At 62.6% G+C, this 14,543-nt stretch carries 16 protein-coding genes; 12 read left to right on the forward strand and 4 right to left on the reverse strand.

Annotated elements, in window-relative coordinates:
• Window positions 1–119 precede the first annotated feature (119 nt).
• From AACO21_RS00285 to AACO21_RS00340, 12 genes are all read left to right on the forward strand, one after another.
• Window positions 120–1,121 (forward strand): cytochrome-c peroxidase, encoded by a 1,002-nt coding sequence (locus AACO21_RS00285; protein ID WP_346190475.1) that lies wholly within the window; start codon window positions 120–122, stop codon window positions 1,119–1,121.
• A 129-nt stretch (window positions 1,122–1,250) separates the two neighbouring features.
• A complete protein-coding gene (ccmA, locus tag AACO21_RS00290) occupies window positions 1,251–1,865 on the forward strand; it encodes a cytochrome c biogenesis heme-transporting ATPase CcmA (protein ID WP_346190476.1) in 615 nt (204 codons plus the stop codon).
• A gap of 9 nt (window positions 1,866–1,874) precedes the next feature.
• Window positions 1,875–2,543, forward strand: a complete 669-nt coding sequence (ccmB, locus tag AACO21_RS00295; protein WP_346190477.1) for a heme exporter protein CcmB — start codon at window positions 1,875–1,877, stop codon at window positions 2,541–2,543.
• On the forward strand, window positions 2,540–3,286 hold the full coding sequence (gene ccmC / locus AACO21_RS00300) for a heme ABC transporter permease CcmC (protein ID WP_346190478.1): 747 nt from the start codon (window positions 2,540–2,542) through the stop codon (window positions 3,284–3,286). The genes ccmB and ccmC overlap by 4 nt, the downstream gene beginning before the upstream one ends.
• Window positions 3,283–3,471 (forward strand): heme exporter protein CcmD, encoded by a 189-nt coding sequence (gene ccmD / locus AACO21_RS00305; RefSeq protein WP_346190479.1) that lies wholly within the window; start codon window positions 3,283–3,285, stop codon window positions 3,469–3,471. The genes ccmC and ccmD overlap by 4 nt, the downstream gene beginning before the upstream one ends.
• On the forward strand, window positions 3,468–3,977 hold the full coding sequence (gene ccmE, locus AACO21_RS00310; RefSeq protein ID WP_346190480.1) for a cytochrome c maturation protein CcmE: 510 nt from the start codon (window positions 3,468–3,470) through the stop codon (window positions 3,975–3,977). The genes ccmD and ccmE overlap by 4 nt, the downstream gene beginning before the upstream one ends.
• A gap of 2 nt (window positions 3,978–3,979) precedes the next feature.
• Complete coding sequence (locus AACO21_RS00315) at window positions 3,980–5,971, forward strand: heme lyase CcmF/NrfE family subunit (RefSeq protein WP_346190481.1); 1,992 nt, start codon at window positions 3,980–3,982, stop codon at window positions 5,969–5,971.
• A complete protein-coding gene (locus tag AACO21_RS00320) occupies window positions 5,968–6,552 on the forward strand; it encodes a DsbE family thiol:disulfide interchange protein (protein WP_346190482.1) in 585 nt (194 codons plus the stop codon). Before AACO21_RS00315 ends, AACO21_RS00320 begins: the two co-directional genes overlap by 4 nt.
• Window positions 6,549–7,040 (forward strand): cytochrome c-type biogenesis protein, encoded by a 492-nt coding sequence (locus AACO21_RS00325; RefSeq protein WP_346190483.1) that lies wholly within the window; start codon window positions 6,549–6,551, stop codon window positions 7,038–7,040. Before AACO21_RS00320 ends, AACO21_RS00325 begins: the two co-directional genes overlap by 4 nt.
• Window positions 7,037–7,873: a c-type cytochrome biogenesis protein CcmI gene (ccmI, locus tag AACO21_RS00330; protein WP_346190484.1), complete on the forward strand. Its 837-nt coding sequence runs from the start codon at window positions 7,037–7,039 to the stop codon at window positions 7,871–7,873. The genes AACO21_RS00325 and ccmI overlap by 4 nt, the downstream gene beginning before the upstream one ends.
• A 4-nt stretch (window positions 7,874–7,877) precedes the next feature.
• The gene (napF, locus tag AACO21_RS00335; RefSeq protein WP_346190485.1) at window positions 7,878–8,363 is read left to right on the forward strand and encodes a ferredoxin-type protein NapF; all 486 of its coding nucleotides are present in this window, start codon (window positions 7,878–7,880) and stop codon (window positions 8,361–8,363) included.
• Between the two features lie 86 nt (window positions 8,364–8,449).
• Window positions 8,450–9,382 carry an exopolyphosphatase gene (locus tag AACO21_RS00340; protein WP_346190486.1) on the forward strand — a complete coding sequence of 311 codons (933 nt, stop codon included), beginning with the start codon at window positions 8,450–8,452 and terminating at the stop codon, window positions 9,380–9,382.
• Here AACO21_RS00340 and AACO21_RS00345 read toward each other — a convergent pair whose 3' ends face one another.
• From AACO21_RS00345 to meaB, 4 genes are all read right to left on the reverse strand, one after another.
• Window positions 9,383–9,652 carry a hypothetical protein gene (locus AACO21_RS00345; protein WP_346190487.1) on the reverse strand — a complete coding sequence of 90 codons (270 nt, stop codon included), beginning with the start codon at window positions 9,650–9,652 and terminating at the stop codon, window positions 9,383–9,385.
• 272 nt (window positions 9,653–9,924) lie between these two features.
• On the reverse strand, window positions 9,925–11,937 hold the full coding sequence (locus tag AACO21_RS00350; RefSeq protein WP_346190488.1) for an acetyl/propionyl/methylcrotonyl-CoA carboxylase subunit alpha: 2,013 nt from the start codon (window positions 11,935–11,937) through the stop codon (window positions 9,925–9,927).
• 21 nt (window positions 11,938–11,958) lie between these two features.
• Window positions 11,959–13,494: an acyl-CoA carboxylase subunit beta gene (locus AACO21_RS00355; RefSeq protein ID WP_346190489.1), complete on the reverse strand. Its 1,536-nt coding sequence runs from the start codon at window positions 13,492–13,494 to the stop codon at window positions 11,959–11,961.
• Window positions 13,495–13,525: 31 nt separating this feature from the next.
• Window positions 13,526–14,536, reverse strand: coding sequence for a methylmalonyl Co-A mutase-associated GTPase MeaB (meaB, locus tag AACO21_RS00360; RefSeq protein ID WP_346190490.1), 1,011 nt, complete (start codon window positions 14,534–14,536; stop codon window positions 13,526–13,528).
• Between the last annotated feature and the right edge of the window lie 7 nt (window positions 14,537–14,543).

A 14,543-nucleotide genomic window follows, 5' to 3' on the forward strand; every position in this document is an offset into this window, starting at 1 on the left:
GGGAAAAGCTATGGTGGCCATAGGCAAATCCCATAAAAATCATTGACTTACGTCAATATTAACATGATGCCAGCGAGGAGAATGCGCAAACCAATTCACAGAAAAGGGAGCACAACACCATGAAAACCAACGCTTGGCCTTTCGCCTTGGTCCTGGCCGGCCTGATCAACGGCAGCGCCCTGGCCGGCACGCAGGAACCCATTCAACCCATCCAGCCCGCCAAGGTCACGAACCCAGCCCTGGTCGAACTCGGCAAGAAACTGTATTTCGATCCGCGCCTTTCAAAATCAGGCTTCATCTCCTGCAACTCCTGCCATAACCTTTCCATGGGCGGCACCGATAACATCAAGACCTCGATCGGCCACAACTGGCAGGAAGGCCCGATCAATGCACCGACCGTACTCAATTCCAGCCTCAACCTCGCCCAGTTCTGGGATGGCCGTGCCGCCGACCTCAAGGCACAAGCGGGCGGGCCGATTGCCAATCCGGGCGAGATGGCCTTCACGCACACCCTGGCCATCAATGTCCTGCAATCGATTCCGGGTTATGTGACCGAATTCAAGAAAGCCTTCGGCTCGGAGACGGTCGACATCGAAAAAGTGACCAAAGCCATCGCCGCCTTCGAAGAAACGCTGGTCACGCCGAATTCACGTTTCGACAAATGGCTGAAGGGCGACAAGAAAGCCTTGAGCAAAAATGAACTCGAAGGCTACACACTCTTCAAGGACAGCGGTTGCGTGGCCTGCCACAACGGCCCGGCCGTCGGCGGCAACTCCTTCCAGAAGATGGGGCTGGTCGAGCCGTACAAGGCCTCCAGCCCGGCCGAGGGACGTTCCGCCGTCACGGGCAAGGATGCTGACCGCTTCAATTTCAAGGTCCCAACCTTGCGCAACGTGGAAATGACCTACCCCTACTTCCATGACGGTGCAGCCAATACCCTGAAGGAAGCCGTCGACACCATGGGCCGCCTGCAACTCGGCAAGAAATTCACGGACGCGGAAAACGCCAAGATCGTCGCCTTCCTGAAAACCCTGACCGGCGAGCAGCCGAACTTCAAGCTGCCCATTCTGCCGCCGTCAGCCGATGCCACGCCGCGCCCGACACCATTTGAAAAGAAGTAAGACACAGGGCACCAGCACACGGGGGGAAAGCCCCCCGTTTTTCATGACCCCCGTTGTTTGATGATCATCAATCTGCCGGTACACTAGCGCGTTCATAATTTGCGCCTGATTTCTTTCGGTTTTTCCCTGATGCTTGAAGCTGACAATCTGGAATGCGTGCGCGGCGAGCGCCGCCTGTTCGCAGGCCTCGGCTTTCGGCTGGAAGCAGGGGAACTGCTCTACCTGCAAGGGCGTAACGGCGCCGGCAAAACCAGCCTGCTGCGCATGCTGATCGGCCTGCTTCCCCCGGAGGCCGGCGAAATCCGCTGGCAGGGCCGCTCGATCCGTGCCGACAGCGACACCTTCCGCGCCAGCCTGTGCTATCTCGGCCACCACAATGCCATCAAGGAAGAGCTGACGCCGCTGGAAAACCTGCTCGCGTCAGCCCGCCTGGCCGACGCCCCGCTGTCCGAAGACGACGCATTGGATGCGCTGGAACAGGTGGGCCTCGCCGGGCGCGAGGATCTGGCCTGCAAATATCTCTCGCAAGGCCAGAAACGACGCGTTGCCCTGGCCCGTCTGGTCAAGGAACGGCGCGCCCTGTGGGTGCTCGACGAGCCTTTCGTCGCCCTCGACGTGGCGGCGGTCGACTGGCTGGCGAAGCTGATTTCCGCTCACCTGCAGCGCGGCGGCCTGGCCGTCATGACCACGCACCAACCGGTCGACATCCCGGCCGGGCGGATCCGCGAACTCAAACTCGGCTGACGGAACGCAATGCTGAAGATCATCCTTGCCGTGACCGGCCGTGACCTCAAACTGGCCATGCGCCGCCAGGCCGATATCATCTCGGCCCTGTTCTTCTTCGTCATCGTGGTCAGCCTGTTTCCGCTCGGCATCGGCCCGGAGCCGGACCAATTGCGCAAGCTGGCACCCGGCGTCCTCTGGGTCGCTGCCCTGCTCGCCACCATGCTCTCGCTGCCCCGCCTCTTTGCCGACGACCACCGTGACGGCACGCTGGAACAACTGGCCCTCGCGCCGCATCCCCTCGGATTGGTTGTCACCGGCAAGGTGATCGCCCATTGGCTGGTCTCCGGCCTGCCGCTGGCACTGATCGCTCCCATCCTGGGCATCCAGTTCGACCTCTCCGGCGAAGCCCTGCTCATCCTGACCGGCACCATCCTGCTCGGCACCCCCGCCCTCTCCGGCATCGGTGCCATCGGTGCTGCGCTGACGCTCGGTCTGCGCGGCGGTGGCGTCCTGCTTTCGCTGCTCGTCCTCCCGCTCTACATCCCGGTGCTAATATTCGGCGCTGGCGCAGTGGATGCGACCGTGTCCGGGCTCGGGGGGGAAGGACATCTGTCGCTGCTCGCCGCCCTCACCTTTGCCTCACTCGGCTTCGCCCCCTGGGCGTCGGCCGCTGCCTTGAAGATCGCCCTCGAATGAACGACCGCTTCAATCTCTACAAATTCGCCTCGCCGGCCACCTTCTATCCGCTGGCCGGCAAACTCATTCCCTGGTTTGCCACCGCCTCGGTCGTGTTCGGCCTAATCGGCCTGTACATCGGCATGCTGGTCGCCCCCACCGACTTCCAGCAGGGCGAGGGCTACCGCATCATCTTCATCCATGTTCCGGCATCCTGGATGTCGATGTTCATTTACATCGTGATGGCTTTCTGGGCGGCCATCGGGCTGGCCTTCAACACCCGCCTCTCGGGCATGATGGCGCAGGCCCTGGCGCCGACCGGCGCCCTGATGGCCTTCCTCTCGCTGTGGACGGGCGCCCTCTGGGGCAAGCCGATGTGGGGTACCTGGTGGGTCTGGGATGCCCGCCTGACTTCCGAACTGATCCTGCTCTTCCTCTACATCGGCTACATGGCCCTCGTCGCCTCGATCGACGATCCGCGCCGGGCGGACAAGGCAGGTGGCCTGCTGCTCCTGGTCGGCGTGGTCAATGTGCCGATCATCTATTTCTCCGTGAAGTGGTGGAACACCCTGCACCAGGGCTCCAGCGTCAATCTGAGTAAATCCTCGATGGCTGAAGTCATGCTCTGGAGCATGCTGCTGATGGCCCTGTGCTTCTGGATGTACAGCATTGCCGTGGCGTTTGCCCGCGTGCGCACCATCATGCTAGAGCGCGAGCGCCACACCGACTGGGTCAAGGCCGAACTGAACGGAGAACAGGCATGACGATCTACTGGAACAGCCTGGGCGATTTTCTCGCCATGGGCGGCTACGGCCTCTATGTCTGGGGCTCGTTTGGCCTCACCGCACTGATCATGGCGATTGAACCGATTGCCGTTGCCCGCCATCGAAAGACCACCATTTCCCGACTGAAGCGTCAGCTTCGTGCAGAAAGCAGGACCACCGAATGAAGACCCGTCACAAAAAACTCGCCCTGATCGGCGGCGCCCTGGCCATCCTCGGCATCATCGCCGCCCTCGTGCTCAATGCGCTGAACAGCAATATCGCCCTCTACATTTCACCAACCGATGTCGCAGCCGGCAAGGCGCCGCAGGGCAAGGCCTTCCGCATCGGCGGCATGGTCAAGGAAGGCAGCGTCAGCCGCGAAGCCGACGGCGTCACCATCCGTTTCGTGGTCACCGACACCGAAAAGGACATCCCGGTGAACTACAAGGGCATCCTGCCCGACCTCTTCAAGGAAGGGAAAGGCGTCGTTGCCCAGGGCAAGCTGAACGAAGGCGGCACCTTCGTTGCCTCCGAAGTGCTCGCCAAGCACGACGAAAACTACATGCCGCCCGAAGCGGCCAAGGCCGTCGGCGATGCCCACGCACGCGCTGCCGAAAAGAAGGCAGGCGACGCCGCCACCGGGAACACCGCCCCCACAGCCAACACCGACAAGCCGAAAGCAGGTTACTGAGCATGATTCCTGAACTCGGTCACTTCGCCCTCATTCTCGCTGCCGTTGTCGCGCTGGTGCTCGGCACCCTGCCGATGATCGGCGCGCACCGCCAGCAGGCCGCCTGGATCGCCCTCGCCCGTCCGGCTGCCGGCGCCATGGCGCTGCTCGTCACCTTTGCCTTCGCCTGCCTGACGCAGGCCTTCGTCGCCAACGACTTCTCGGTGGTCTACGTTGCCCAGCACTCCAATTCCCTGCTGCCGATCCAGTATCGCGTGGCGGGCGTCTGGGGCGGCCATGAGGGCTCGTTGCTGCTCTGGATCCTGATGCTGACCTGGTGGGCGCTGCTCGTCGCGCTCTTCTCGCGCGATCTGCCGGATGCCATGGTGGCCCGCGTCCTGGGCACGCTGGGCCTGGTCGGCTTCGGCTTCCTGCTCTTCATCCTGATCACTTCCAACCCCTTCGAGCGCCTGTTGCCGGGCGCGGAAGAAGGGCGCGACCTGAACCCGCTCCTGCAGGACCCGGGCCTGGTCATCCACCCGCCGCTGCTCTACATGGGCTATGTCGGTTTCTCGGTGGCCTACGCCTTCGCCATCGCCGCGCTGCTCTCCGGCAAGCTCGACGCCGCCTGGGCCCGCTGGTCCCGGCCGTGGACCATGGCTGCCTGGATTTTCCTGACCCTGGGCATCGCGATGGGCTCCTGGTGGGCTTACTACGAACTGGGCTGGGGCGGCTGGTGGTTCTGGGACCCGGTTGAAAACGCCTCCTTCATGCCCTGGCTGATCGGGACCGCGCTGATCCATTCGCTCGCCGTCACCGAAAAGCGCGGCAGCTTCAAGAACTGGACGGTGCTGCTCGCGATTTCGGCCTTCTCGCTGTCGCTGCTCGGCACCTTCCTGGTCCGTTCCGGCGTCCTCACCTCGGTGCACGCCTTTGCCACCGATCCGCGCCGCGGCATCTTCATCCTGCTCTTCCTCGTTGCCGTGATCGGCTCCTCGCTCACGCTGTTTGCCGCCCGCGCACCGAAGGTCGGTCTGGGCGGACGCTTCGGCCTGATTTCCCGCGAGTCGATGCTGCTCACCAACAACGTGCTGCTGGTCGTCGCCTGCGCGACCGTCCTGCTCGGCACCCTGTACCCGCTGCTCATCGATGCGCTGGGCGTTGGCAAGATTTCGGTCGGCCCCCCGTACTTCAACGCGGTCTTCGTGCCGGTCATGACGCCCATCCTGTTCCTCATGGGTGTCGGGCCGTTTGCCCGCTGGAAGGAAGCCTCCGTGCCGGAGATGGCGCGTGCGGTGCGCTGGGCGCTGGCAGTGGGGGCGGCAGTCGCCATTGCCCTGCCGCTGATTTACGGCCACTGGAGCGCGTTGACCGCACTCGGCCTGCTGCTCGCTGCATGGATCGTCGCCACCGCCGCCCTCAACTTTGTGGAACGCGTCCAGCACACGCGTGCCGGGCGCAGCTTCGTTGCGGCCGCACTCAACCAGCCGCGCAGCTTCACGGGCATGCACCTGGCCCACATCGGCGTTGCCGTCTTCGTGGTCGGTGTCACCATGGTCTCCAGCTTCCAGGATGAAAAGGATGTGAAGCTCGCCCCGGGCGAGTCGGTCGATGTCGCCGGCTACCACTTCGTGTTCAATGGCGTGAAGCAGGTGAATGGTCCGAACTACGTGGCGGCCCAGGGCGATTTCGATCTGACGGTCGACGGCAAATTCCAGCGCAAAATGAATCCGGAGAAGCGCAACTACCACTCCTCCGCGATGCCGATGACCGAAGCCGCCATCGATGCCGGCTTCCTGCGCGACGTGTATGTCTCGCTGGGCGAACCCATCGATCGCACCAAGCCGGAAGGCGAATGGGCCGTGCGCGTCTATTACAAGCCCTTTGTCGACTGGATCTGGGGCGGCTGCGTCCTGATGTCGATCGGCGGCCTGCTCGCCATGCTCGACCGCCGCTACCGCCTGGCCCGTCGCTCGGACAAGGCCACTGCCTCTGCTGGAGCCCAACACGCATGAACCGTTACTACTGGATCGTCGGCGCCTTTGCCGCCCTCGTCGCCCTGCTCGCCGTCGGCCTCAACCTGAATCCGCGCGATGTGCCCTCGCCGCTGGTCGGTAAGCCGGCCCCGGCCTTCAAGCTGGAAGTGCTGGCCAAGCCCGGCACCCAGATCAGCCCGGCAGACATGCAGGGCAAGGTCTGGCTGCTCAATGTCTGGGCCTCGTGGTGCGTCTCCTGCCGTCAGGAGCACCCCATCCTGGTCGAGTTTTCGAAAAAAGTCAGCGTCCCGCTGATCGGCCTGAACTACAAGGAAGTACGCGGTGACGGCGGCTTCGACATGGCCAAGCTGAGTGCGGAAGAAGAGCGCAAGCTGGCCTTCGAGCGCGCCAACAAGTGGCTGTCCGAACACGGCGATCCCTACACCCTGACCGCGATGGACCTCGACGGCCGTGTCGGCATCGACTACGGCGTCTATGGCGTGCCGGAAACCTACGTCATCGACAAGGCCGGCGTTATCCGCATGAAGCACACCGGCCCGATCACGCCGGATGTCCTCGGCAAGAAAATCATGCCGCTGCTGGCGGAGCTGGCCAAATGATGCGCCGCCTGTGTGCCCTGGCCAGCCTGATTCTGGCCCTCGCCATGACGTCGACCGTCGGCGCCGTCGATAGCGCCACGGAAGCCGCCCTGGCCGCCGACCCGGTGGCCGAAAAGCGTCTGCAGGGTCTCTCCGAAGAACTGCGTTGTCTGGTTTGTCAGAACCAGACCATCGCCGACTCCAACGCCGAGCTCGCCCAGGACCTGCGCCGCGAAATTCGCACGATGATCAAGGCCGGCCAAAGCGACCAGCAGATCATCGATTTCATGGTGGCCCGCTACGGTGACTTCGTCCTCTACCGCCCGCCGGTCAAGGGCGTCACCCTGCTGCTCTGGGGCGGCCCCGTGTTGCTCCTCCTGATCGGCCTGATTGCCCTGGTGCGCTACCTGAAGCGCCGTGCCGTGCGTGTTGCCGCCCAGGAAGCCCCCCTTTCGGCCGACGAAGCCCGCCGTGCTGACGCCCTGCTCAAGGAACTCGATTCAAAATGACGCAATTTGCCCTGTTCGCCCTGCTGCTCATCGCGGTCGTGGCGGCTTTTCTCCTGCCGCCCCTGTGGCGCCAGCCGCGCCGCCCGGAGACGGTCGACGACCGCAAGACGGCCAATCTCGCGATTTTCCGCGACCAACTGGCCGAACTGGAACGAGAACGCACGGAAGGTACCCTGGCTGACGCCGATTTCGAACAGGCCAAGGCCGAGCTTCAGCGCCGCCTGCTGGAAGAAGTCGAGCCGGATCAGGCTGCCCGTGCAGCGACCGCCGCGCCGACCCGCAAGACCGCCCTCGCGCTGGTCGTGCTGCTGCCGGTGCTAGCCCTCGGCGGCTACGGCATCCTCGGCAACCCGCGCGCCCTCGACCCGGCGCAAACCGCCCCCCAGGCCAAGGTCACGCCCGATCAGATCAACGCCATGGTCGCCAAGCTGGCTGCCCGCATGCAGGAGAATCCGGACGACATGCAGGGCTGGCTGATGCTCGCCCGTTCCTACAAGTCGCTGGGACGCTACGAAGACGCCGTGAACGCCTATGCCAAGGCCGAGAAGGCGCTGCAGGACGATCCCGACCTGCTCGCCAGCTACGCGGAAACCCTGGCCATGGCCCGGGGAGAAGGCCTGAAAGGCAAGCCGGTCGCCCTCGTCCAGAAGGCCCTCAAGATCAACCCGAACCACGGCCACAGCCTCTTCCTGGCCGGCGCCGCAGCCATGGAAACCGGTGATCGCAAGCAGGCGGTCAAATACTGGGAAGCCCTGCTGCCGCAGGTTGAGCCGGGCTCCGAGATCGACCAGATGCTGCGTAGCGGCATCGAGAAAATGAAGGCGGGCGGCTAAGCCCATGGTCGATCTGGCGCGCCGCGGCTTCTTCCGCGGTCGACCCCGTCCCTGGGCTGAAATCCGTCCGCCCTGGGCGCTGCCCGAATCGGCCTTTGTCGACAGCTGCACCCGCTGCAACGACTGCGTCAGCGCCTGCCCCAGCGGCATCATCCAGGCGGGGGACGGTGGCTATCCCACGCTCGACTTCAGCCGCGGCGAATGTACCTTCTGTGGCGACTGCCTGACGGCCTGCAAACCGGCCGCCCTGGCTCGCGCCACCCCGGAAGCCCCGGCCTGGACCTACCGGGCCCAACTCGATGCCGCACGCTGCCTGCCCAGCCAGGGGATCGAATGCCGGGTCTGTGGCGAGCACTGTGACGCACGCGCCATCCGCTTCATTCCCCGCCTTGGTGGCAGCCCGCTGCCCACCCTCGATCCGGACACCTGTACCGGCTGTGGCGCCTGCATCGCACCCTGCCCGGCCCAAGCCCTCAAGATCGGCGCCTGAAGCCGTACAAAAGGCCTTGACGGCCAAGGGCAGCGGTTTATTCTGTGGGCTTGGGTCACCCAAGCCAAATCACAGGAGACAACTGCATGAACCCGGAAAAATTCCGCCTTGTCACACGCAGCGATTTCGATGGCCTCGTCTGCGCCGTGCTGCTCAATGAATTGAATCTGATCGACGACATCAAGTTCGTCCATCCGAAGGACATGCAGGACGGCAAGGTGGACATCACCGAACGCGACATCACCACCAACCTCCCATATGTCGCCGGTGCCCATCTGGCTTTTGACCATCACCTCTCCGAAACCATCCGTAATACCGGTGAGCGCAAGAACCACATCATCCACCCGGATGCGCCGTCGGCAGCGCGCGTCGTCTACGACTACTATGGCGGCAAGGCCGCCTTTCCGAACATCGCCGATGACATGATGGCGGCGGTCGACAAGGCCGATTCCGCCCAATTCAACCGCGACGAAATCCTCGATCCCAAAGGCTGGGTGCTACTCAACTACCTGATGGATGCCCGTACCGGTCTCGGACGCTTCCGTGAATTCCGCATCAGCAACTACACGCTGATGATGGACCTGATCAAATACTGCCGTAACCACACCATCGAGGAAATCCTTGCTCTGCCGGACGTCAAGGAACGCGTTGAGCTCTATTTCGACCAGGCCGTCAAAGCCAAGGAACAGTTGCAGCGCTGCACCACCGTACACGGCAACCTGGCCGTGCTGGACCTGCGCAATGAAGAGACCATCTGGGCGACCAATCGCTTCATGATCTACGCCCTCTACCCGCAAACCAACATCTCGATTCATGTCATGTGGGGCCTGCAGAAGCAGAACACGGTCTTCGCCACAGGCAAATCCATTCTGGACCGCAGCAGCAAGACCAATGTCGGCGAACTGATGCTGCAATACGGCGGCGGCGGTCACCACGCCGCCGGCACCTGCCAGGTTGCCAACGATCAGGCTGAAGCCACGCTGCAGGCGCTGATCGCCAAAATCAACGCCGACGGCTGATCAGGACGCTGCTGCCGTCGTTTCCGGCGGCAGCAAGGGCGCTGGGCTGAAGCCCAGCGCCAGCATTTCTGCCTCCAGCTTGATCCGCAGCACCAAAAGCCCCTGCAAGGATGAACGCGCCTTGTCCTCAGCCCACGTATCGTGATGCTCGGCCAGACAGGCCTCCAGCTGATAGCGCTGGCTCAGATCTACCCCGCAAATCGCCGCGTAACGCCGAATCTCTTGATCCAGCTCGGCAAGCTCCTGCGCGTAATGCTCAAATCCGCTCATGGCGCATCCCTTCCTCTGTGCAATGCCCCATGCTAGCGCCAAGCCACTGACCTGATGCTGACCAAGGTCAAGGCATTGTCCTGCAGGGTACCCCTCACCCTCTTTAGCCAAATCGTCATCAGTACATCTTTACGTGGCGAGACCGAACCCACGCGAACCCCGCTCTCTGACTGATTGGGGAGGACGACTGGCAGTCCCCATAAAAAAACCCGTCCGAAGACGGGTTTGTGCTTTGGGCGACGGTCGACCGCAGGAATCGACCGAAAACTGGATTACTCGAACTCGATGATGATCTGGTCCACCGACAGGCTTTCGCCGACGGCAGCGGAGACCTTCTTGACCTTGCAATCCTGCTCGGCCTTGAGGATGTTTTCCATCTTCATCGCTTCGATGACGGCCAGCTTCTCGCCTGCCTTCACTTCCTGACCGACCTTGACGGCGACTTCGCGCAGCAGGCCCGGCATCGGGGAGAGGAGGAACTTGGAGAGGTCCGGGGCCGGCTTTTCCGGCATCAGGGCGAGCAGTTCGGCAGCGCGGGCGCTCATGACCATGAAGTCGGCACGGGTACCCCAGTGGAAGAGGCTGTACTTGGTCTTGTGACGCTCGACCTGCAGGGTGAAGGCTTCACCGTTGCAGGTGCCGTTGAACAGGGTCTCGCCCAGCTTCCAGTCGGAACGGATTTCGTAGGACTTGCCGGCGTACTCGATGTGGTAGCCGCCTTCCACCGGACGCGCGGTGACCGGGTGCTTTTCCTTCTCTTCACCATTCAGGCGAATGACCATCCAGTCATCACCGACGATACGCTCGTGACCGGCCATCTGACCGGAAACAGAGGCGGCACGGTCGGTGTAGGCACGGTAGACGTAGGCGGCCACGGAGACCAGCAGGGCCGGATCATCGTGCGGCACCATCGAGGCATCAAAGCCCGTCGGGTAGTACTTCGGAATGAAGCCGGTATCGAAAATACCGGAGTGGAAGACTTCATGCTGCATCAGGGCGGCCTGGAACGGGATGTTCGAGGAGATGCCGCGGATGACGAAGGCGTTCAGCGCGTCACGCATGCGCTCAATGGCTTGCGCACGGGTCGGGGCATGCACGATCAGCTTGGCGATCATCGAGTCGTAGAACATCGAGATCTCGCCGCCGTCGTAGACGCCGGTATCGACACGGATCGTGCCGTTGGCATCGGTGCTCTCAACCGGTGGCAGGAACTTGACCAGACGGCCGGTGGAGGGCAGGAAGCCGCGGAACGGGTCTTCGGCGTTGATCCGGCACTCCATGGACCAACCGTTGATCTGCACGTCGGCCTGGGTCAGCGGCAGCTTTTCGCCGTAGGCGACACGGATCATCTGCTCGACCAAGTCGAGGCCGGTGATCAGTTCGGTGACCGGGTGTTCCACCTGCAGGCGGGTGTTCATTTCCAGGAAGTAGAACTCCTTGGTCGCACCGGAAACCACGAATTCAACCGTACCGGCCGATTCGTAATTCACGGCACGGGCCAGGGCCACAGCCTGTTCGCCCATCGCCTTGCGCATTTCGGCGTCAACGAAGGGGCTCGGCGCTTCTTCGATGACCTTCTGGTGACGACGCTGGATCGAGCAGTCACGCTCGTTCAGATAGACGTAGTTGCCGTGGCTGTCGCCGAGCACCTGGATTTCGATGTGGCGCGGTTCCAGCACGTACTTTTCGATGAAGACGCGGTCGTCACCGAAGGAGTTGCGGGCTTCATTGACGCAGGAGGAGAAGCCTTCATGGGCTTCGGCGTCGTTGTAGGCCACGCGCAGCCCCTTGCCGCCGCCGCCGGCGGAGGCCTTGATCATGACCGGGTAGCCAATCTTCTTGGCGATTTCGACCGCAGCATCCGGGCCGTCGATCGCATCGTTGTAGCCCGGAATGGTGTTGACCTTGGCTTCGATGGCCAGCTTCTTGGACTCGATCTTGTCGCCCATCTTGGCGATGGAGTAGTGCTTCGGACCGATGAACTTGATGCCCTCGGCTTCCAGACGACGGGAGAACTCAGCGTTCTCGGACAGGAAGCCGTAACCCGGGTGAACAGCCTCAGCGCCGGTCTGCTTGCAGGCAGCGATGATCTTGTCGGCGACCAGGTAGGACTCTTTCGAGGCAGCCGGGCCAATGCAGACGGCTTCGTCGGCCATGTCGACGAAGAGCGCATCCTTGTCGGCCTCGGAATAGACGGCAACGGTCTGGATGCCCATCTTGCGGGCGGTCTTGATGACGCGGCAGGCGATTTCGCCGCGGTTTGCAATCAGAATCTTCTTGAACATGTTTCTATTCCTCCCTGACGCTTACAGCGGAATGTTGCCGTGCTTGCGCCACGGATTGTCGAGTTTCTTGTCACGCAGCATGGCCAGCGAGCGGGCGATCCGCTTGCGGGTGTTGTGCGGCATGATGACGTCGTCGATGAAGCCACGTGCGCCCGCCACAAACGGGTTGGCGAACTTTTCCTTGTACTCGGCTTCGCGCTGGGCGAGCTTTTCCGGGTCGTTCTTTTCTTCGCGGAAGATGATTTCCACGGCACCCTTCGGGCCCATGACCGCGATTTCAGCAGACGGCCAGGCGAGGTTCACGTCGCCGCGCAGGTGCTTGGAGGACATCACGTCGTACGCACCGCCATAAGCCTTGCGGGTGATCACGGTGACCTTCGGCACGGTACATTCAGCATAGGCGTAGAGCAGCTTGGCGCCGTGCTTGATGATGCCGCCGTATTCCTGGGTGGTACCCGGCATGAAGCCCGGCACATCGACAAAGGTGACGACCGGAATGTTGAAGGCATCGCAGAAACGCACGAAACGGGCAGCCTTGATCGAGGACTTGATGTCCAGACAGCCGGCCAGCACGAGCGGCTGGTTGGCGACGATACCCACCGGATGACCATCGATGCGGGCGAAGCCGATGATGATGTTCTTGGCGTAGTCTGGCTGAATTTCGAAGAAGTCGCTGTCATCGGCAATCTTGATGAGCAGTTCCTTCATGTCGTACGGCTTGTTGGCGTTGTCCGGCACCAGGGTGTCGAGCGAGTAGTCAACGCGGTCGGCCGGATCGTTGGTCGGGGTGACCGGCGGCTTTTCACGGTTGTTGGCCGGCAGGAAACCCATGAAGCGACGCAGCATGGAGAGGGCTTCGACATCGTTTTCGAAGGCCAGATCAGCCACGCCGGACTTGCTGGTGTGGGTCACGGCGCCGCCCAGTTCTTCGGCGGTAACTTCTTCGTGGGTCACGGTCTTCACGACTTCCGGACCGGTCACGAACATGTAGGAAGAATCCTTGACCATGAAGATGAAGTCGGTCATCGACGGCGAATACACCGCACCACCGGCACAGGGGCCCATGATCATGGAGATCTGCGGCACGACGCCGGAGGCCATCACGTTGCGCTGGAACACGTCGGCATAGCCGCCCAGGGAGGCCACGCCTTCCTGGATACGGGCACCGCCCGAATCGTTCAGGCCGATCACCGGCGCGCCGACCTTCATGGCCTGGTCCATGACCTTGCAGATCTTTTCAGCGTGTGTTTCGGACAGGGAACCGCCAAAGACGGTGAAATCCTGCGAGAAGACGAAAACCAGGCGGCCATTGATGGTGCCGTAGCCGACGACGACGCCGTCGCCCGGGGTCTTTTCGGATTTATCCATGCCGAAATCGACGCAGCGATGCTCCTTGAACATATCCCATTCCTCGAAGGAATCCGGATCGAGCAAGAGTTCGATACGTTCGCGGGCGGTCAGCTTGCCCTTGGCGTGCTGGCTGTCGATACGCTTCTGGCCGCCGCCGAGGCGGGCCAGTTCACGCTTTTTTTCCAGCTGGCGGATGATGTCGTGCATAGAAAACTCCCAAGAAAAAGCGGGTCGTTGATTAATGTTTCAGGTAATCGAGCAGGGCATAGGCCGCCGCAGCCGGCGTCGTGCTCCCTGCTTCGACAGAACGGGTGAGTGCGGGCAGGTTTTCCTGCACGCGCGGGTGATGACGGAAATGCTGGCGCAGGCCGGCATCGATCAGTTGCCACATCCAGGCCAGCGATTGATGCTGGCGTTTGGCAGCGAATTCGCCGGTCGGCTTGAGGGCCGCCTGGTATTTCTCGACTTCTTCCCAGAAATCGACAATGCCCTGCTTGTGCAAGGCAGAGAGTGCGATGACCGGGGGGGACCAGTTGGGCGAGGCCGGGCGCAGCATGTGCAGCGCGTTGCGCCACTGGGCGCGCACCACCGCCGTTGCCTGCTTGTCGATGTCGGCCTTGTTGATGACCACAAGATCAGCAATCTCGACGATGCCTTTCTTGATCGCCTGCAGGTCGTCGCCGGCATTCGGCAATTGCAGCAGGCAGAACATATCGACCATCCCGGCCACCGTCGTTTCCGACTGACCGACACCGACCGTCTCGATGATGATCACGTCGTAGCCGGCGGCTTCACAGAGCAGCATGGCCTCACGTGTCTTCTCGGCAACGCCCCCCAGCGAACCGGCGGACGGGCTCGGCCGGATGAAGGCTTCCTCGCGCTGCGAAAGCAGTTCCATCCGGGTCTTGTCACCGAGGATGGAGCCCCCGGTCACGGTCGACGACGGATCGATGGCCAAAACCGCCAGCTTCTTGCCCTGGCCGATCAGCCAGACGCCGAGCGCTTCGATGAAGGTCGACTTGCCCGCGCCCGGGACGCCGGAGATGCCGATCCGGATCGCATTGCCGGTTTTCGGCAACAGCGCGGTCAGCACCTGCTGCGCACGTTGCTGATGATCAGCACGCGTCGATTCGATCAGCGTGATGGCCTTGGCCAGCGCACGGCGCTGGCCGGCCAGCACGCCGTCCACCAGTTGGCGGTCGGCGTCGGACAAGAGGTTGGCCTGCACAGGAAGGTCGCCCAGATTCATGCAGCGA

The organism is Dechloromonas sp. ZS-1, from assembly GCF_039649255.1.
Classification (GTDB): domain Bacteria; phylum Pseudomonadota; class Gammaproteobacteria; order Burkholderiales; family Rhodocyclaceae; genus Azonexus.